Origin of the sequence: Pseudomonas sp. CH235, assembly GCF_004368175.1 — a bacterium.
GTDB classification, from domain to species: domain Bacteria; phylum Pseudomonadota; class Gammaproteobacteria; order Pseudomonadales; family Pseudomonadaceae; genus Aquipseudomonas; species Aquipseudomonas paraglycinae.
The window spans coordinates 1-18,100 of record NZ_RRZJ01000022.1 but is presented as its reverse complement, the minus strand read 5'-3'; the positions used below and the strand labels follow the sequence as shown (position 1 = coordinate 18,100).

At 60.5% G+C, this 18,100-nt stretch carries 17 protein-coding genes and 1 tRNA gene; 10 read left to right on the top strand and 8 right to left on the bottom strand.

Going from position 1 to position 18,100, the window contains the following annotated elements; translation table 11 throughout:
* Positions 1-11: 11 nt before the first annotated feature.
* From EIY71_RS20445 to EIY71_RS20400, 10 genes are all read left to right on the top strand, one after another.
* Entirely contained in the window at positions 12-1,022 is a 1,011-nt protein-coding gene (locus EIY71_RS20445) for an ornithine carbamoyltransferase (RefSeq protein ID WP_011335626.1), read from the top strand.
* Positions 1,023-1,184: 162 nt separating this feature from the next.
* Positions 1,185-2,114: a carbamate kinase gene (gene arcC / locus EIY71_RS20440; protein WP_007951187.1), complete on the top strand. Its 930-nt coding sequence runs from the start codon at positions 1,185-1,187 to the stop codon at positions 2,112-2,114.
* Between the two features lie 62 nt (positions 2,115-2,176).
* Complete coding sequence (locus EIY71_RS20435) at positions 2,177-2,539, top strand: DUF5064 family protein (protein ID WP_085689376.1); 363 nt, start codon at positions 2,177-2,179, stop codon at positions 2,537-2,539.
* A gap of 299 nt (positions 2,540-2,838) precedes the next feature.
* The gene (locus EIY71_RS20430) at positions 2,839-4,347 is read left to right on the top strand and encodes a sigma-54-dependent transcriptional regulator (protein ID WP_085745196.1); all 1,509 of its coding nucleotides are present in this window, start codon (positions 2,839-2,841) and stop codon (positions 4,345-4,347) included.
* 306 nt (positions 4,348-4,653) lie between these two features.
* The gene (gene gcvH / locus EIY71_RS20425; protein WP_007951190.1) at positions 4,654-5,037 is read left to right on the top strand and encodes a glycine cleavage system protein GcvH; all 384 of its coding nucleotides are present in this window, start codon (positions 4,654-4,656) and stop codon (positions 5,035-5,037) included.
* 10 nt (positions 5,038-5,047) lie between these two features.
* The gene (gene gcvP, locus EIY71_RS20420) at positions 5,048-7,900 is read left to right on the top strand and encodes an aminomethyl-transferring glycine dehydrogenase (RefSeq protein WP_102687257.1); all 2,853 of its coding nucleotides are present in this window, start codon (positions 5,048-5,050) and stop codon (positions 7,898-7,900) included.
* 75 nt (positions 7,901-7,975) lie between these two features.
* Positions 7,976-9,352, top strand: a complete 1,377-nt coding sequence (locus EIY71_RS20415; protein ID WP_007951192.1) for an L-serine ammonia-lyase — start codon at positions 7,976-7,978, stop codon at positions 9,350-9,352.
* 93 nt (positions 9,353-9,445) lie between these two features.
* Positions 9,446-10,570: a glycine cleavage system aminomethyltransferase GcvT gene (gene gcvT, locus EIY71_RS20410; RefSeq protein ID WP_134022900.1), complete on the top strand. Its 1,125-nt coding sequence runs from the start codon at positions 9,446-9,448 to the stop codon at positions 10,568-10,570.
* Between the two features lie 404 nt (positions 10,571-10,974).
* Positions 10,975-11,187: a cold-shock protein gene (locus EIY71_RS20405; RefSeq protein ID WP_011335634.1), complete on the top strand. Its 213-nt coding sequence runs from the start codon at positions 10,975-10,977 to the stop codon at positions 11,185-11,187.
* 97 nt (positions 11,188-11,284) lie between these two features.
* Positions 11,285-11,773, top strand: coding sequence for an RDD family protein (locus EIY71_RS20400; RefSeq protein WP_085606612.1), 489 nt, complete (start codon positions 11,285-11,287; stop codon positions 11,771-11,773).
* Between the two features lie 58 nt (positions 11,774-11,831).
* On the opposite strand, the gene nadA is transcribed toward EIY71_RS20400, so the two are convergent.
* The 8 genes from nadA to tolA all read right to left on the bottom strand — a co-directional run.
* The gene (gene nadA, locus EIY71_RS20395) at positions 11,832-12,890 is read right to left on the bottom strand and encodes a quinolinate synthase NadA (RefSeq protein WP_085689392.1); all 1,059 of its coding nucleotides are present in this window, start codon (positions 12,888-12,890) and stop codon (positions 11,832-11,834) included.
* Positions 12,891-13,161: 271 nt separating this feature from the next.
* Positions 13,162-13,237 (bottom strand) — tRNA-Lys (locus EIY71_RS20390).
* A gap of 63 nt (positions 13,238-13,300) precedes the next feature.
* Positions 13,301-13,993, bottom strand: a complete 693-nt coding sequence (gene queC / locus EIY71_RS20385) for a 7-cyano-7-deazaguanine synthase QueC (protein WP_102687254.1) — start codon at positions 13,991-13,993, stop codon at positions 13,301-13,303.
* Between the two features lies 1 nt (position 13,994).
* The gene (queE, locus tag EIY71_RS20380) at positions 13,995-14,642 is read right to left on the bottom strand and encodes a 7-carboxy-7-deazaguanine synthase QueE (protein WP_007951198.1); all 648 of its coding nucleotides are present in this window, start codon (positions 14,640-14,642) and stop codon (positions 13,995-13,997) included.
* 164 nt (positions 14,643-14,806) lie between these two features.
* The gene (ybgF, locus tag EIY71_RS20375; protein ID WP_007951199.1) at positions 14,807-15,646 is read right to left on the bottom strand and encodes a tol-pal system protein YbgF; all 840 of its coding nucleotides are present in this window, start codon (positions 15,644-15,646) and stop codon (positions 14,807-14,809) included.
* Between the two features lie 6 nt (positions 15,647-15,652).
* A complete protein-coding gene (pal, locus tag EIY71_RS20370; RefSeq protein WP_003178634.1) occupies positions 15,653-16,150 on the bottom strand; it encodes a peptidoglycan-associated lipoprotein Pal in 498 nt (165 codons plus the stop codon).
* Between the two features lie 52 nt (positions 16,151-16,202).
* Positions 16,203-17,483: a Tol-Pal system beta propeller repeat protein TolB gene (gene tolB / locus EIY71_RS20365; RefSeq protein WP_162831782.1), complete on the bottom strand. Its 1,281-nt coding sequence runs from the start codon at positions 17,481-17,483 to the stop codon at positions 16,203-16,205.
* 17 nt (positions 17,484-17,500) lie between these two features.
* A partial coding sequence (tolA, locus tag EIY71_RS20360) for a cell envelope integrity protein TolA (protein WP_134022898.1) occupies positions 17,501-18,100 on the bottom strand: 600 nt, incomplete at its 5' end.

Here is an 18,100-nt window from a genome sequence, read left to right as displayed (position 1 = left end):
GGAGAATCATCATGGCGTTCAACATTCACAACCGTAACCTGCTCAGCCTGGAACACCACACCCCACGTGAGCTGCGCTACCTGCTCGACCTGTCCCGCGACCTCAAGCGCGCCAAGTACACCGGCACCGAGCAGCAACACCTGAAGGGCAACAACATCGCCCTGATCTTCGAAAAAACCTCGACCCGCACCCGCTGCGCGTTCGAAGTCGCCGCTTATGACCAGGGCGCCAACGTCACCTACATCGACCCGAACTCCTCGCAAATCGGCCACAAGGAAAGCATGAAGGACACAGCCCGCGTGCTGGGTCGCATGTACGACGCCATCGAGTACCGTGGCTTCAAGCAGGAAATCGTCGAAGAGCTGGCCAAGTTCGCCGGCGTGCCGGTGTTCAACGGCCTGACCGATGAATATCACCCGACCCAGATGATTGCCGACGTGCTGACCATGCGTGAGCACGCCGACAAGCCGATCCACGAGATCAGCTACGCCTACCTGGGCGACGCGCGCAACAATATGGGCAACTCGCTGCTGCTGATCGGCGCCAAACTCGGCATGGACGTGCGCATCTGCGCGCCGAAAGCCCTGTGGCCGCACGACGATCTGGTCGATCGCTGCAAAAAATACGCAGAGGAAAGCGGCGCCCGCATCACCCTGACCGAAGACCCGAAAGCGGCGGTCAAAGGCGTGGACTTCATCCACACCGACGTCTGGGTATCGATGGGCGAGCCGGTGGAAGCCTGGGCCGAGCGAATCCAGCAACTGCTGCCGTATCAGGTCAACGCCGAGCTGATGAAAGCCACCGGCAACCCGCGCACCAAGTTCATGCACTGCCTGCCGGCGTTCCACAACAGCGATACCAAGGTCGGCAAACAGATTGCCGAACAGTATCCGCACCTGAAAAACGGCATCGAAGTGACCGACGACGTGTTCGAGTCGCCAGCCTGCATCGCCTTCGAGCAAGCGGAAAACCGCATGCACACGATCAAGGCGATTCTGGTGTCGACTTTGGCAGACCTGTAACTGGCTGAAGATGATCGTTCCCACGCTCCCGCGTGGGAATGCATCCCGTGACGCTCTGCGTCACAGCGGACGCGGAGCGTCCGTGGCGGCATTCCCACGCGGACGGTTCGACGCCTCGACGTGGGAACGATCAGCGATCAACACGAAAAAAGGACATGCACCATGCGTATCGTCGTAGCCCTGGGCGGTAACGCCCTGCTCCGCCGTGGCGAGCCGATGACCGCTGACAACCAGCGCGCCAACATCCGCATCGCCACCGAGCAAATCGCCAAGATCCATCCCGGCAATCAACTGGTCATCGCCCACGGCAATGGCCCGCAAGTCGGCCTGCTGTCGTTGCAGGCAGCGGCCTACACCTCTGTCACCCCTTACCCGCTGGACGTGCTAGGCGCCGAAACCGAAGGCATGATCGGCTATATCATCGAACAGGAACTGGGCAACCTGCTGGACTTCGAAGTCCCGTTCGCCACCCTGCTCACCCAGGTCGAAGTCGATGCCAACGACCCGGCTTTCAAGAATCCGACCAAACCGATCGGCCCGGTCTACGAGAAGGCCGAAGCAGAAAAACTCGCCGCTGAAAAAGGCTGGGCCATCGCCCCGGACGGCGACAAGTTCCGCCGTGTGGTGGCCAGCCCGCGGCCGAAACGCATCTTTGAAATCCGCCCGATCAAGTGGCTGTTGGACAAGGGCAGCATCGTGATCTGCGCCGGTGGTGGCGGCATCCCGACCATGTATGGCGCTCACGGCAAGCTGCAAGGCATCGAAGCGGTGATCGACAAGGACCTGTGCTCGGCGCTGCTGGCCGAACAGCTGGAGGCGGACTTGCTGGTGATCGCCACCGACGTCAACGCGGCGTACATCGACTTCAAGAAACCCACCGAGAAAGCCATCGCCCAGGCCCACCCGGACGAACTCGAACGCCTGGGCTTCGCCGCCGGCTCCATGGGGCCGAAGGTGCAGGCAGCCTGTGAATTTGCACGCCATACTGGCAAGGTCGCGGTGATCGGTTCGCTCTCGGACATCGAAGCCATCGTCCAGGGCACCGCCGGTACGCGGGTCAGCACGGCAGCGCCGGGCATCACCTACCGATAAAAAGAAACTCCGGGGGCAGACTTCATGTCTGCCCTTCTCCCATGCCTTGAAAGGAGAAACCCATGGCCCAGTTCGAACCCGGTCATTTGCATATTGAGCGGCATGCGTTGACTGACGACGACGTCAATTACAACGTGCACCTCGACTATGAAGTGTTCACCGATCCCCAGAAAGGCAAAGGGATACAGTTCACCCTGCACGGCAGCATGCAGGGCAAGGACATGAAGGAGACGTTTTTCCTGCCCAAGGAAGAGGCCTACAACTTCGCCCGCGACGTGACCCGGATTGCCGAGAAATACGGGATTCCCAAGGCGCACAGCCAGATCGGCTCGGTGCACAAGCATTACGACTTGATGTTTGAAGACATCCGCAAGCAGCTGAATATGCAATCCGGGGATCCGGTTAATCCCGAGCATTTCGAGTAACCCCAAAAGCCCCCTCACCCTAACCCTCTCCCGGAGGGAGAGGGAACTGATCCGGGGATGCTTCAGGGTTACGCCGACCTGAAAGCTCTTCGCTGAATCCATAATCGACTCGATTCTTCAGGTCGATGTATCACGCAATACACCTCGGTCAGCTCCCTCTCCCTCCGGGCGGTCCGACGCTTCGGGAGGGCTGGGGTGAGGGGTGATTTTCGAGCACGACGCCGATCTCAAGATTTCACCCCAGTCCCCCATCAAGGCATACTTGCCCCCCTCCGCACTCCAGAACCCAGAACCGCCCCATGCGTATCCACGTCAGCTTCATCGACCGCGTCGGCATCACCCAGGAAGTCCTGGCTATCCTCGGCGGGCGCAATCTCAATCTGGATGCGGTGGAGATGATCCCGCCCAACGTCTACATCGACGCCCCGACCTTGAGCCCGCAAGTACTCGAAGAACTGAAAGATGCGCTGTTTCGCGTGCGTGGTGTAGAAGCAGTAACCGTGGTCGACATCCTCCCCGGCCAGCGTCGGCACTTGCAGCTCGACGCGTTGCTCGCGGCAATGACCGACCCGGTGCTGGCGCTGGACAGCGCCGGCAAGGTGCTGCTGGCCAACCCGGCACTGATCGCCCTGTACGGCCGTGAGCCGGCGGGTGAAAGCGTTTCGGAACTGTTCAACGATCCGGGCCTGCTCGAAACCCTGCTCGAACAAGGCTTCCGCCTGCCGCTGCGAGAAATCACCGTCAACGGCCAGACCCTGTTGCTCGACGCCACGCCGATCACCGACGCCGGCGCGCTGCTGACCCTGTATCAGCCGAACCGCATCGGCGAACAACTCTCGGCGCTGCATCACGATCACGCCGAAGGTTTCGATGCGCTGCTCGGTGAATCGCCGCCAATCCGCACCCTCAAGGCCCGCGCCCAGCGCGTCGCGGCCCTCGATGCGCCGCTGCTGATCCAGGGCGAAACCGGCACCGGCAAAGAACTGGTGGCCCGCGCCTGCCACGCCATCAGCGCCCGGCACAGCGCGCCATTCCTCGCACTGAACTGCGCGGCCCTGCCGGAGAACCTCGCCGAGAGCGAACTGTTCGGCTACGCCCCCGGCGCCTTTACCGGCGCACAACGCGGCGGCAAACCGGGGCTGATGGAACTGGCCAACCAGGGCACGGTGTTCCTCGACGAGATCGGCGAGATGTCGCCGTACTTGCAGGCCAAACTGCTGCGTTTTCTCAATGACGGCAGCTTCCGTCGGGTCGGCGGCGATCGTGAGGTAAAGGTCAACGTGCGGATCCTCAGCGCGACCCACCGCGACCTGGAAAAAATGGTCAGCGAAGGCCTGTTCCGCGAAGACCTGTTCTACCGCCTCAACGTGCTCAACGTTGAAGTGCCGCCGTTGCGCGAACGCGGTCAGGACATTCTGTTGCTGGCGCGCTATTTCATGCAGCAGGCCTGCGCGCAGATCCAGCGCCCGGTCTGCCGCCTCGCACCGGGCACCTACCCGGCGCTGCTCGGCAACCGCTGGCCGGGCAACGTGCGGCAATTGCAGAACGTGATCTTCCGCGCCGCCGCCATCTGCGAAAGCAGCCTGGTGGACATCGGCGACCTCGATATCGCCGGCACCTCCGTGGCACGCCAGACCGACACCGACGTCGACAGCCTCGAAGAAGCCGTCGAAGCCTTCGAGAAATCGCTGCTGGAAAAACTCTACGTCAGCTATCCCTCGACCCGCCAACTGGCCAGCCGCCTGCAAACCTCGCACACCGCAATTGCCCATCGGCTGCGCAAGTACGGGATTCCGGACAAAGCCTGAGACCGCGCCAAAAACGACCTCCATCTGTACTGAAAGCGCTACAGCGGAACGATATCGCTACACCCTCCTTCGATCACCGCTGTGCAAGGCTTTGATCCGGTTCAGCTTTTTTCTTCGCCTCACGCTGTAGCGATTTCGCTACAGCCAACGTGATCGCGCTCGCTCACAAATCGATCAAACCATTGATTTATAACGATATTTTTATGTTGGCCGCGTTCTTGCTAAGTAACCGCTCATAAAATCAGGGCATTGCCGCCCGAGTATTCCACCGCGTCCACCAGACGAGTCTGGCCCCTAGGAGATTCCATGAGCGAGTTGCGTTTTACTGAAGATCACGAATGGCTGCGCGCCGAAGCCGATGGTTCTGTCACCGTTGGCATCACCGCTTTTGCGCAGAACGCCCTGGGCGACGTGGTGTTCGTGCAACTGCCTGAATTGCAGGCGTACGAGAAAGGCGCCGAAGCCGCCACCGTGGAATCGGTAAAAGCCGCCAGCGGCGTTTACATGCCACTGGACGGTGAAGTCCTGGCCACCAACCCGGCCCTGGAAGACAGCCCTGAGCTGGTCAACGAAGATCCGCTGGGCGAAGGCTGGTTCTTCCGCTTCAAGCCAGCCGACGCTTCGGCCGTCGCCAAGCTGCTGGATCAAGACGCCTACGACCGCCTGATCAAAGCCCAAGCCGAAGCCTGAGGAACCTGACATGACCCAAGTAAATCTCGGCACCGCCAACGAATTCATCGCCCGTCACATCGGCCCGCGCGCCGGTGACGAGCAAGCCATGCTCAACAGCCTCGGCTTCGATTCGCTCGAAGCCCTGAGCGCCAGCGTCATCCCGGAAAGCATCAAGGGCACCAGCGTGCTAGGCCTCGACGACGGCCTGAGCGAAGCCGATGCCCTGGCGATGATCAAAGGCATCGCCGGCAAGAACCAACTGTTCAAGACCTACATCGGCCAGGGCTACTACAACTGCCACACGCCGTCGCCGATCCTGCGCAACCTGCTGGAAAACCCGGCCTGGTACACCGCTTACACCCCGTACCAGCCAGAAATTTCCCAAGGCCGTCTCGAAGCGCTGCTGAACTTCCAGACCCTGATCAGCGACCTCACCGGCCTGCCGATCGCCAACGCATCCCTGCTCGACGAAGCCACCGCCGCTGCCGAAGCCATGACCTTCTGCAAACGCCTGAGCAAGAACAAGGGCAGCCACCAGTTCTTCGCCTCGATCCACAGCCACCCGCAAACCCTCGACGTGCTGCGCACCCGTGCCGAGCCGCTGGGCATCGACGTGGTCGTGGGCGATGAACGCGAACTGACCGACGTGACGCCGTTCTTCGGTGCGCTGCTGCAATACCCGGCCAGCAACGGTGATGTGTTCGACTACCGCGAACTGACCGAACGCTTCCACGCTGCCAACGCACTGGTGGCCGTCGCCGCTGACCTGCTGGCCCTGACTCTGCTGACTCCGCCGGGCGAATTCGGCGCCGACGTGGCGATCGGCAGCGCCCAGCGTTTCGGCGTTCCGCTGGGCTTTGGTGGCCCGCACGCGGCTTACTTCTCCACCAAAGATGCGTTCAAGCGCGACATGCCCGGCCGTCTGGTCGGTGTTTCGGTTGACCGCTTCGGCAAGCCGGCCCTGCGTCTGGCGATGCAGACCCGCGAGCAACACATCCGCCGCGAGAAAGCCACGTCGAACATCTGCACCGCGCAAGTGCTGCTGGCCAACATCGCCAGCATGTACGCCGTGTACCACGGCCCGAAAGGCCTGACCCAGATCGCCAACCGCGTGCATCACCTGACTGCGATCCTGGCCAAGGGCCTGAGCGCACTGGGCGTGACCGTCGAGCAAGCCAGCTTCTTTGATACCCTGACCCTGGCCACCGGCGCGCAAACCGCCGCGCTGCACGACAAGGCTCGCGCCCAACAGATCAACCTCCGTGTGATAGACGCTCAGCGTCTGGGTCTGTCGGTCGACGAAACCACCACCCAGGCCGACATCGAAACCCTGTGGGGCCTGTTCGCCGACGGCAAAACCCTGCCTGATTTCGCCGCTCTCGCCGCTGCCGCGCAAAGCACCATTCCTGCCGCGCTGGTTCGTCAGTCGCCGATCCTGAGCCACCCGGTGTTCAACCGTTATCACTCGGAAACCGAGCTGATGCGCTACCTGCGCAAGCTGGCGGACAAGGACCTGGCACTGGATCGCACCATGATCCCGCTGGGCTCGTGCACCATGAAACTCAACGCCGCCAGCGAAATGATCCCGGTGACCTGGGCCGAATTCGGCGCCCTGCACCCGTTCGCCCCGGCCGAGCAAAGCGCCGGTTACCAGCAACTGACCGACGAACTGGAAGCGATGCTCTGCGCCGCCACCGGTTACGACTCGATCTCGCTGCAGCCGAACGCTGGTTCCCAGGGTGAGTACGCAGGTCTCCTGGCGATTCGCGCCTATCACCAGAGCCGTGGCGAAGACCGTCGCGACATCTGCCTGATCCCGTCGTCCGCCCACGGCACCAACCCGGCGACCGCCAACATGGCCGGCATGCGCGTAGTCGTGACCGCGTGCGACGCCCGTGGCAACGTGGACATCGAAGACCTGCGCGCCAAGGCCATCGAGCACCGCGAACACCTCGCGGCACTGATGATCACTTACCCGTCGACCCACGGCGTGTTCGAAGAAGGCATCCGCGAAATCTGCGGCATCATTCATGACAACGGCGGCCAGGTGTACATCGACGGCGCCAACATGAACGCGATGGTCGGCCTCTGCGCACCGGGCAAGTTCGGCGGCGACGTCTCGCACCTGAACCTGCACAAGACCTTCTGCATCCCGCACGGCGGTGGCGGCCCGGGCGTCGGCCCGATCGGCGTGAAATCGCACCTGACTCCGTTCCTGCCAGGCCACGGCCACATGGAACGCAAGGAAGGCGCGGTCTGCGCAGCACCGTTCGGCAGCGCGAGCATTCTGCCGATCACCTGGATGTACATTCGCATGATGGGTGGCGCAGGCCTGAAGCGCGCTTCGCAACTGGCGATCCTCAATGCCAACTACATTTCCCGTCGCCTGGAAGAGCACTACCCAGTGCTCTACACCGGCAGCAACGGTCTGGTGGCGCACGAGTGCATCCTCGATCTGCGTCCGCTGAAAGACAGCAGCGGCATCAGCGTCGATGACGTCGCCAAGCGTCTGATCGACTTCGGCTTCCACGCCCCGACCATGTCGTTCCCGGTGGCCGGCACGCTGATGATCGAGCCGACCGAAAGCGAATCCAAGGAAGAACTGGATCGCTTCTGCGACGCCATGATCCGCATCCGCGAAGAAATCCGCGCAGTGGAAAACGGCACCCTGGACAAGGACGACAACCCGCTGAAGAACGCTCCGCACACCGCAGCGGAACTGGTTGGCGAGTGGACTCACCCGTACAGCCGCGAACAGGCGGTGTACCCGGTGGCGTCGTTGATCGAAGGCAAATACTGGCCGCCGGTCGGTCGCGTCGACAACGTGTTCGGCGACCGCAACCTGGTCTGCGCCTGCCCGTCGATCGAAAGCTACGCTTGACCTGTAAAGGGGCGGGTTAGCCCGCCCCTTTCATGCGTGCCTGATGTGCCTATAACAAGAAACCGGAGAACAACCATGTCGTTAAGCGTGTTCGACCTGTTCAAGATTGGCATCGGCCCCTCCAGCTCCCACACCGTCGGCCCGATGCGCGCGGCTGCGCGCTTCGTCGAAGGCCTGCGTCGGGAAAACCTGTTGTCGGCCACCACCAGCGTCAGGGTCGAGTTGTACGGATCCCTCGGCGCCACTGGCAAGGGTCACGGCAGCGACAAGGCCGTACTGCTGGGCCTGGAAGGTGAACACCCGGACACCGTGGATACCGAAACCGTCGCCGCCCGTCTCGCGGAGATTCGTGGCAACGGGCGTTTGAACCTGCTCGGTGAACACAGCATTGCGTTCAACGAGAAAGAACACCTGGCAATGATCCGCAAGCCGTTGGCCTATCACCCCAACGGCATGATCTTCCGCGCCTTCGATGCGGCGGGATTGCAGATCCGCAGCCGCGAGTACTACTCGGTCGGCGGTGGGTTTGTGGTCGACGAAGACGCGGCCGGCGCCGACCGGATCGTCGAAGACGCCACCCCGCTGACCTTCCCGTTCAAAAGTGCCAAGGACTTGCTCGGTCACTGCGCCACCTACGGGCTGTCGATCAGCCAGGTGATGCTGACCAACGAAAGCGCCTGGCGCCCGGAAGCGGAAACCCGCGCCGGCCTGCTGAAAATCTGGCAAGTGATGCAGGACTGCGTGGCCGCCGGCTGTCGCAACGAAGGCATCCTGCCGGGTGGCCTCAAGGTCAAGCGGCGGGCGGCGGCGTTGCACCGGCAACTGTGCAAGAACCCGGAATCGTCGCTGCGCGATCCGCTGTCGGTGCTGGACTGGGTCAACCTCTACGCCCTCGCCGTCAACGAAGAAAACGCCAACGGCGGGCGCGTGGTCACGGCACCAACCAATGGCGCAGCGGGGATCATCCCTGCGGTGCTGCATTACTACATGCGCTTCATTCCCGGTGCGAACGATGACGGCGTGGTGCGCTTCCTGCTCACCGCCGCGGCCATCGGCATTCTGTACAAGGAAAACGCCTCGATCTCCGGTGCCGAAGTCGGTTGTCAGGGCGAGGTCGGCGTGGCCTGTTCGATGGCGGCCGGCGCGTTGTGCGAAGTCCTTGGCGGCAGCGTGCAACAAGTCGAAAACGCCGCTGAAATCGGCATGGAACACAACCTCGGCCTGACCTGCGATCCGATTGGCGGGCTGGTGCAGGTGCCGTGCATCGAGCGCAACGCCATGGGTTCGGTCAAGGCGATCAACGCCGTGCGCATGGCCATGCGCGGAGACGGGCAGCACTTCGTCTCCCTCGACAAGGTCATCCGCACCATGCGCCAGACCGGCGCCGACATGAAAAGCAAATACAAGGAGACCGCCCGTGGCGGTCTGGCGGTCAACATTATCGAGTGCTGATCGCGCCATAAACTCGCTCTCCCTTTGGGAGAGAACACAAAACTGGCCCCCTCTCCCTCCGGGAGAGGGTTGGTGTGAATCAAGGAGTCACGCATGTCCACCGAACAACTGTCGAAAACCCCGCTGCACGCTCTGCACATCGAACTCGGCGCCCGCATGGTGCCGTTCGCCGGCTACGACATGCCGGTGCAATACCCGCTGGGCGTGATGAAAGAACACCAGCACACCCGTGAGCAGGCCGGGCTGTTCGATGTCTCGCACATGGGCCAGATCCGCCTGACCGGCGCCAATGCCGCCAAAGCCCTGGAAACCCTGGTGCCGGTGGACATCATCGACCTGCCGGTGGGCATGCAGCGCTACGCGATGTTCACCAACGAAACCGGCGGCATCCTCGATGACCTGATGGTCGCCAACCTCGGCAATGACGAGCTGTTCCTGGTGGTCAACGCCGCGTGCAAGGACCAGGACCTGGCCCATCTGCAGAAACACATCGGCGACCAGTGCAAGATCGAGCAACTGTTCGAAGAACGCGCCCTGCTCGCCCTGCAAGGCCCGGCTGCCGTGACCGTGCTGGCGCGCCTGGCGCCGGAAGTGGCGAAAATGACTTTCATGCAATTCACCCGCGTGAAGCTGCTGGGCGTTGACTGCTTTGTCAGCCGTTCGGGCTACACCGGTGAAGACGGTTTCGAAATCTCGGTTCCGGCAGCCGACGCAGAAAAACTCGCCCGCGCCCTGCTGGCCGAACCGGAAGTCGCCGCCATCGGCCTCGGCGCCCGTGACTCGCTGCGCCTGGAAGCCGGCCTGTGCCTGTACGGCCACGACATGAACACCGAGACCACCCCGATCGAAGCCAGCCTGCTGTGGGCAATCTCCAAGCCTCGGCGTGCCGATGGTGCACGTGCCGGTGGTTTCCCGGGTGCAGAACAGGTCTTCGCTCAACAGCAGAACGGCGTTCAGCACAAACGCGTCGGCCTGTTGCCGCAAGAGCGTACGCCGGTCCGTGAAGGTGCAGAAATCGTCAACGAAGCGGGCGAGATCGTCGGCAGCGTGTGCAGCGGCGGTTTCGGCCCGACCCTGGGCGGTCCGTTGGCCATGGGTTACCTGGACAGCGCCTACGTCGCACTCGACACGCCAGTTTGGGCGATTGTTCGTGGGAAAAAGGTGCCATTGCTTGTAAGCAAAATGCCATTTGTTCCACAACGCTACTATCGCGGTTGATTGACTGTTTCTATAAGTAACGCGATTGCGTTATGCGTGCACTAATGTGTAACGCGATCGCCATAAAACAGTGCACTCCGTTTACATTCGATTCGAATATGAACTTGGCTTATAACGTTCGAAAACAATTGAACAAGCCAATCGAATAAGCCGGACTAGTGGACCGACTAAGTGCCAGCAAGCGCAGGAAAACCGGGGCCTTCGCGGGGCTTGTTTTTTCTCCCGTAGTTGGCGTAGAGTTTGTCCACTGTGTTTGCATGGGTCAGCTTGGAATCGTGACCTGGGCAGTAGCCTACAAGTTAGCTACATCCCGTTCGACGTCTTCTTACTCTCCTGCAACCAGCCCCAGTACTCTTTCATGAGAAGGAGACTGTCATCAATTTTTGCGTCAAAGGAAATAAGAAATGTCCCAACGTCAGAGCGGTACCGTCAAGTGGTTTAACGACGAGAAAGGTTTTGGTTTTATCACTCCAGAAAGCGGTCCGGATCTGTTCGTGCATTTCCGCGCCATTCAGGGCAACGGCTTCAAGAGCCTGAAAGAAGGCCAGAAAGTGACCTTCGTTGCAGTGCAAGGCCAGAAAGGCATGCAAGCTGACGAAGTCATCGCAGAAGCCTGATTTTCTGTAACGAAAAAGCCCCTGATATTGATATCAGGGGCTTTTTTGTGGGCGCAAATCCGTAAAATGGCGCTTCACTTTCCGTCCAGAGGCTGCCATGTCGAAACACCTGCTCACTCCCCAGGGCGATTTCCCCGCCGTCGGCCTGGGCCGTCGTCTGGCAGCGATGTTCTATGACTTTCTGCTGTGCACCGCCCTGCTGATCGTGACCGGTGGCGTCTACAAGATGATTCAGGCCGCGATCATCGGTGAAGAGCGTCTGCGGGTTCTGACCGACGCCGGGCAACTGGATGGCGATCCCCTGTACTCCACGGTGCTGCTGCTGGTGTTGTTCGGCTTCTTCGCCAAGTTCTGGACTCACGCCGGGCAGACCCTGGGCATGCAGGTCTGGGGCATCCGCGTGCAGAACGCCGATGGCACGGCGATCAGCCTGTGGCAGGCGTTACTGCGGTTCATGGTGTCGATTGCGTCGTGGCTGTGCCTGGGCCTGGGGTTCTTCTGGTCGCTGTTCGACAAACAGAAACGCGCCTGGCATGACATCTACTCCGACACGCAGCTGGTGCGAATCCCGAAGAAAACCAAATAATCCTCCAGATGCAAAAACGCCCCGATCCAATCGGGGCGTTTTTGTTTGCGTCGCAAGGTCAGGCGTTGCCGGCCAGTTTCATACGCGCGGCCTGAGTGAAATCGAGCATGCGCTTGAGCGGGCGGATCGCCTGAGGAATGAGAGCCGGGTCGACGAAGATCTCGTTCGAGCCCTCCTTCAGGCACTTGAGCGTGCGTTCAAGGGTGTTCATGGCCATCCACGGGCAATGTGCGCAACTGCGACACGCCGCGCCGTTACCGGCGGTTGGCGCTTCGATGAAGACCTTGTCCGGGCACAGCTGCTGCATCTTGTAGAAGATGCCGCGATCGGTGGCGACGATCAGGGTCTTGTTCGGCAGCGATTGCGCGGCAGCAATCAACTGACTGGTGGAGCCGACGGCGTCCGCCAGTTCGATCACCGAGGTCGGCGACTCCGGGTGCACCAGAATGGCGGCGTCCGGGTACAGCGCTTTCATGTCTTCCAGTTGCTTGGACTTGAACTCTTCGTGGACGATGCAGGCACCGTCCCAAAGCAGCATGTCGGCGCCGGTTTTACGCTGGATGTAGGTGCCCAGATGCTTGTCCGGGCCCCAGATAATGGTTTCGCCGTTGTCCATAAGGCTTTCGACGATTTCCAGTGCGCAACTGGAGGTCACTACCCAGTCGGCGCGGGCTTTGACCGCGGCCGAGGTGTTGGCATAAACCACCACGGTGCGCTCCGGATGCTGATCGCAGAACGCCGAGAACTCGTCCACCGGACAACCCAGATCCAGCGAGCAGGTCGCTTCCAGGGTCGGCATCAGCACGCGCTTTTCAGGATTGAGAATCTTCGCGGTCTCGCCCATGAATTTCACGCCGGCAACCACTACGGTCTTGGCCGGATGGGCGTTGCCGAAGCGAGCCATTTCCAGGGAATCGGACACGCAACCGCCGGTTTCTTCGGCGAGGGCCTGGATGATCGGATCGCAATAAAAGTGGGCAACCAGCACCGCGTCCTGAGCCTTGAGCTCGGCGGCGATGGCGGAACGGTAATAAGCCTCTTCCTCGGCCGTCAGCGGCTTGGGCTGCTTGGCGTCGAGGTGGGCTTGTACCAGAAGGCGTTCGGAAATCTGCGTCATGTTCGCAAGACCTGCAGGCGCATTCGCGCGAAAGTCGAGTATACACCCGGCTCCGGACCGCTTGAGGGTACCGCCGGGAGAGTGAGTATTATCAGGCACGGACAGCATTGAAGCTGCGCAAGGCTACAGAATATCCCGTTGATACAAAAGATGATTCTGACCTGCGTCACGGCGGGAAGAAACGAAGGGAGGGATGCCCGAATCGCAGGCAAAAAAAAACCCGGAAATCCTCACTTTCGTGGGCCTTCCGGATTTTCTAAACCGCCAAATATGGTGGGTCGTGTGGGATTCGAACCTACGACCAATTGGTTAAAAGCCAACTGCTCTACCAACTGAGCTAACGACCCGCTGTGTGGTGGCGCGTATAATACTGATTTTTAAGGACTATTCAACACCTAATTTGAAAAAAATCAAAAATAAGGTGTCGGGTCGCTGATTCCGGCCGCCGCGAAGCCTTCTGCACGCAGTCGGCAGCTGTCGCATTTACCGCAAGCGCGGCCGTCATCGTCGGCCTGATAGCAGGAAACAGTCAGCCCGTAATCAACGCCAAGCTTCACGCCCGCCTGGACGATCTGCGCCTTGCTCAGGTTCTGCAGCGGTGCCTGGATGCGGAAACCATTGCCTTCGACGCCAGCCTTGGTTGCCAGATTGGCCATGCGCTCGAACGACTCGATGAACTCCGGACGGCAATCCGGGTAACCGGAGTAGTCCACCGCGTTGACGCCGATAAAGATGTCACGGGCGCCGAGCACTTCAGCCCAGCCCAGAGCCAGCGACAGGAAAACCGTGTTGCGCGCCGGCACGTAAGTCACCGGGATGCCTTCGCCCAGCTCTTCCGGGATATCGATGCTGGTGTCGGTCAGGGCCGAACCGCCCATACCGTTCAGGTTCAGGCCGATCACCTTGTGCTCGACCACACCCAGATCGCGGGCAACGCGAGCAGCGGCATTCAGTTCAGCGTGAGAACGCTGACCGTAATCGAAACTCATGGTGTAACAGGCGTAGCCTTCAGCGCGGGCCATGGCCACGACAGTGGCGGAATCCAGACCACCCGACAGCAGGATTACCGCACGTTTCTGGCTAGTGTTCAGTTGTTCAGTCATCTCAGCGCCCCGGCTCATCATTCCATAGATATTTATGCAGCTGCAGTTGCAGGCGCACTGGCAGGTTATCCGCCACCACCCAGTCCGCCAGATCCCGAGCGTTCAGGTCGTGGTGACTTGGAGAAAACAGCACTTCACCCGCACGTCGCTCAAGACCGTACTGGATCAGCTTCGATACCGCCCAGTCGTAGTCCTCCCTCGAGCAGATGACAAACTTCACCTGATCGTTGGGCGTCAGCAGTTCGATGTTCTCGTAACGGTTGCGATGGGCTTCTTTGGAGTCAGGCGTCTTCAGGTCGACCACCCGACTGACTCGCGGATCGACCGCCGAAATATCGAGGGCACCGCTGGTTTCCAGCGAGACTTCGTAGCCGGCATCGCACAACTGCTTGAGCAAAGGGATGGCATTGGGTTGTGCCAGCGGCTCACCGCCAGTGACGCAGACGTAGCGCGGGCGAAAGCCGGCCACTTGCTCGAGGATGTCGTCGAGGGTACGGATCGTGCCGCCGCTGAACGCGTAGGCGCTGTCACAGTATTGGCAACGCAACGGGCAACCGGTCAGGCGCACGAAAACAGTGGGCAGCCCGGCAGTCCGCGTTTCCCCCTGCAACGAGTAGAAAACTTCGGTGATTCTCAATGTGTCTTGCATAGTCGCCACGGGCGTAACAGCTAAACAGGCTGTCCGCCTCCGTCAGGCACTTCAGGCAACCCCGCCAACGCGTAGATCACCAGAAGCGTGTTTCATAAAAGGGCGTGAATTCTAACGAAAAAACCCGCGACAAGCGCGGGTTTCTTCCAAACGGGTCAAAGCTGTTACATGCGTTGCAGATCGCGCTGGGCCAACTGAGCTGCGGACGTGCCCGGATACTGGGCCACCACCTGCTGCAGAATGCCTTTGACCTTGTCGGTATGACCGAGGCGGCGTTCTACGTCAGCCAGCTTGTACAGCGAATCCGGCACTTTGGCGTGCTTGGGATACAGCTGCGAAACCTTGGCGAAAGCCTGACCTGCACCTTGCAGATCGCCTTTGGCCAGGTTCACTTCACCCAACCAGTACTGGGCGTTCCCCGCGTATTGGCTGTTCGGGTATTTACGCAGGAAAGCGGCAAACGCCTGGCTGGCCTTGTCGAAATCCTTGGCCTTGATCAGGTCGAAAGCTGCGTCGTAATACAGCTTTTCCTTGGCCGGATCAGCCGGTTCGCCACCCGCGGCAGGTGCCTGGGCGGCCGCAGCGGCCCCGGCTCCAGCGGCGGCACCGGCAGCAGCACTTGCATCGCCACCGGCAGAAGAATTCTCGGGAGTCGCGGCAGGTGCAACGCCGGATCCTATGCGCCGATCAAGATCCTGGTATCGCTCCAGGGATTCCTGCTTCATGCGCGAAACTTGGTTCTGCAGTTCTTCGATCACGCCTTGCTGGCGCGATATCTGATCCTGCATTTGTTGCAGTTGGTTGAACAGCATGCCGTTTGCCGAGGCAGGGGCCGAAGCCGCTCCCCCGGCATAGGCGCCGTTCGTACCGTAACCTGCAGGCGGATAACTGCTCCCGCTATTGTTATAACCGGAGTTGTCATCGACCACAGGAACCGCAGCCCATGCCGCAAGCGGCGCGAGGCTGAGAGCCAGAACAGTTACAGCACGACGGCACGTTCGCATATCGAATTACTTACGCAGTTCGACGCGACGGTTTTGAGCCCAGGACTGCTCGTCGTTGCCGGTAGCAACTGGACGCTCTTCGCCGTAGGAAACCAGTTCCAGCTGAGCTGGGGAAACACCTTGCAGTACCAGGTAGCGCTGAACGGCTTTCGCACGACGCTCGCCCAGTGCCATGTTGTACTCACGAGTACCACGTTCGTCGGTGTTGCCTTCCAGAACAACGCGAGCGCCGTTTGCTTTCAGGTCTTTGGCGTGAACGTCCAGAGCGCGCATGGCTTCTGGCTTCAGGTCCGAGCTGTCGTATTCGAAGTAGAAGGTGGTGATTGCGCGCAGAGCAGCTTCTTCGCTCAGGGAACCGTCAACTGCACCAGTGTTTGCGCCGTAACCAGCGTTTGGATCAACAGCGCCTTCACCGGCGTTGTCGCCGCCTTTGGACGAGCAACCTACAGCTACAGCCATGGCCAGAGCCAGCGCAGCAAATTTACCAAACTTCAGCATTTCCATCGTGAAACTCCTAATGAACCCCAGTGTGTTAAGTAAAACGTAAAGCGCCGCGTCAGTTCAGGTAAGGGGACCAGGACGGTTCTCTGACTTCGCCTTGAGCGGTAGGAAGCGGGAGCCTCACGCGTCCATTAATGGACACGAGCATCAAGACTCCCCGGCCCTGCTGGCGGGTGGCGTAGATTACCATGGTGCCGTTGGGCGCAACAGTAGGCGACTCGTCCAGAGTGCTATCAGTGAGGATTTTTACACTTCCGCGCTGCAAATCCTGGGCCGCCACTTTGAAATTGGTGAAACCGTCCTGACGATGGATCATCACCAGGGTCTTTTCATCCGCCGAAAGCTTGGGGTTGGCGTTGTAGTTGCCCACGAACGTCACACGCTCGGCACCACCGCCACCGGCACTGGTCTTGTAGATCTGCGGCTTGCCACCACGGTCGGAGGTGAAGTAGATGGTCGAACCATCCTTGCCCCAGTACGGTTCGGTGTTGATGCCAGGACCTGCGGTCACACGGGTGATCTGACGCGAACCGAGGTTCATCACGTAGATGTCCGGGTTACCATCTTTCGACAGCACGAACGCCAGGCGATTGCCGTCCGGCGACCAGGCTGGCGCGCCATTCAGGCCTTCGAAGTTGGTGATCTGCTCGCGGCGACCGGTGTCGATGTTCTGCATGAAGATGCGCGGACGCTTCTGTTCGAACGACACGTAGGCGATACGCTTGCCGTCCGGTGCAAAACGCGGCGACAGGATCGGCTCGCGCGATTGCAGCAGGGTCACGGCCCGGGCGCCGTCATAGTCCGAACGCTGCAGGGTGTAACGGGTGTTCTTCTCGGAGAAACGCTCGGCTGTGACGTACAGCAGGCGAGTCGAGAATGCACCTTTAATGCCGGTCAGTTTTTCGAACGACTGATCGGAGATGAAGTGCGCCATGTCACGCAGTTGTTCGGTGGTACCGGACACACTGCCGTCAGCCACTTTCTGCTCGGTGGCGACGTTGAACAGAGCCCACTGCACCTGCAGACGGCCACCGGCCGGCGCGATGCTGCCGACCATCATGTATTGCGCGCCCACCGCCTTCCAGTCACGGAAAATAATTTCGCTCGGCTGGCTTGGCTGGCTGATCATGTTTTGCTTTGGAATCGGCGAGTAATAGCCCGAGTTGCGCAAATCGTTACCAATGATTTCAGCCATGTCATCCGGCAGGACGGCACCGCCCTGAAAACCGAACGGTACGACGGCGATCGGCGTTGCCCGATCGCTGCCGCTGGTGACCAGAATGTTCTTTTCATCCGCCATCGCGATCCCTGCCATGCAGCAGATCACGACCAGCATTCCTCGAAGAAGGTTTCTCACAAGGCTAGATCCTCAGGTGTGAATGTCATCTTGAATGAACGATACGGAGCGAAATCGCTCGGCTTCATTCCCTGCATTTCCGTCAAACGTCCAATATTCTTGACCGCTGCCACTGCCGACGCATCGAACGGACCGTCGCCACTGGACTTGGCCACGCTGACCGAAGTCACCGTACCGTCCGGCAACATGCCGATCTGCAGCACAACCGTCATGCCTTTGCGTGCCGAAGGTGGACGTGCCCAGCCTTCCGCTGCCCGCGCACGAATCAGGTCATCGAAACTGCCCGCGACTTCATCGCCCTGCTCATCGGCCAAGGCCTGCTGGCGCTGCGGCGTGTCGGAAAGCAAATCTGCCAGGGCCTGAGCCTTTTTGTCTTCGGCGGATTTACGTGCCGCGTCCTGCGCTTTCTTCTTCGCAGCATCGGCAGCAGCTTTCTTCTTCGCGTCTTCGGCGACTTTCTTCTTCGCCTCTTCAGCTTCAGCTTTCTTCTTGGCGTCTTCGGCGGCTTTCTTCTTCGCGTCTTCGACGATCTTCTTCTTGGCTTCTTCAGCGGCCGCTTTCTTGGCCTCTTCTTCAGCAGCCTTCTTGGCTTCTTC

What these genes read in the sequence shown, in the direction of transcription:
- EIY71_RS20445 (WP_011335626.1), top strand. Translation starts at nt 12, where the DNA reads ATGGCGTTCAACATTCACAACCGTAACCTGCTCAGCCTGGAACACCAC.
- arcC (WP_007951187.1), top strand. Translation starts at nt 1,185, where the DNA reads ATGCGTATCGTCGTAGCCCTGGGCGGTAACGCCCTGCTCCGCCGTGGC.
- EIY71_RS20435 (WP_085689376.1), top strand. Translation starts at nt 2,177, where the DNA reads ATGGCCCAGTTCGAACCCGGTCATTTGCATATTGAGCGGCATGCGTTG.
- EIY71_RS20430 (WP_085745196.1), top strand. Translation starts at nt 2,839, where the DNA reads ATGCGTATCCACGTCAGCTTCATCGACCGCGTCGGCATCACCCAGGAA.
- gcvH (WP_007951190.1), top strand. Translation starts at nt 4,654, where the DNA reads ATGAGCGAGTTGCGTTTTACTGAAGATCACGAATGGCTGCGCGCCGAA.
- gcvP (WP_102687257.1), top strand. Translation starts at nt 5,048, where the DNA reads ATGACCCAAGTAAATCTCGGCACCGCCAACGAATTCATCGCCCGTCAC.
- EIY71_RS20415 (WP_007951192.1), top strand. Translation starts at nt 7,976, where the DNA reads ATGTCGTTAAGCGTGTTCGACCTGTTCAAGATTGGCATCGGCCCCTCC.
- gcvT (WP_134022900.1), top strand. Translation starts at nt 9,446, where the DNA reads ATGTCCACCGAACAACTGTCGAAAACCCCGCTGCACGCTCTGCACATC.
- EIY71_RS20405 (WP_011335634.1), top strand. Translation starts at nt 10,975, where the DNA reads ATGTCCCAACGTCAGAGCGGTACCGTCAAGTGGTTTAACGACGAGAAA.
- EIY71_RS20400 (WP_085606612.1), top strand. Translation starts at nt 11,285, where the DNA reads ATGTCGAAACACCTGCTCACTCCCCAGGGCGATTTCCCCGCCGTCGGC.
- nadA (WP_085689392.1), bottom strand. Translation starts at nt 12,890, where the DNA reads ATGACGCAGATTTCCGAACGCCTTCTGGTACAAGCCCACCTCGACGCC.
- queC (WP_102687254.1), bottom strand. Translation starts at nt 13,993, where the DNA reads ATGACTGAACAACTGAACACTAGCCAGAAACGTGCGGTAATCCTGCTG.
- queE (WP_007951198.1), bottom strand. Translation starts at nt 14,642, where the DNA reads ATGCAAGACACATTGAGAATCACCGAAGTTTTCTACTCGTTGCAGGGG.
- ybgF (WP_007951199.1), bottom strand. Translation starts at nt 15,646, where the DNA reads ATGCGAACGTGCCGTCGTGCTGTAACTGTTCTGGCTCTCAGCCTCGCG.
- pal (WP_003178634.1), bottom strand. Translation starts at nt 16,150, where the DNA reads ATGGAAATGCTGAAGTTTGGTAAATTTGCTGCGCTGGCTCTGGCCATG.
- tolB (WP_162831782.1), bottom strand. Translation starts at nt 17,483, where the DNA reads ATGCTGGTCGTGATCTGCTGCATGGCAGGGATCGCGATGGCGGATGAA.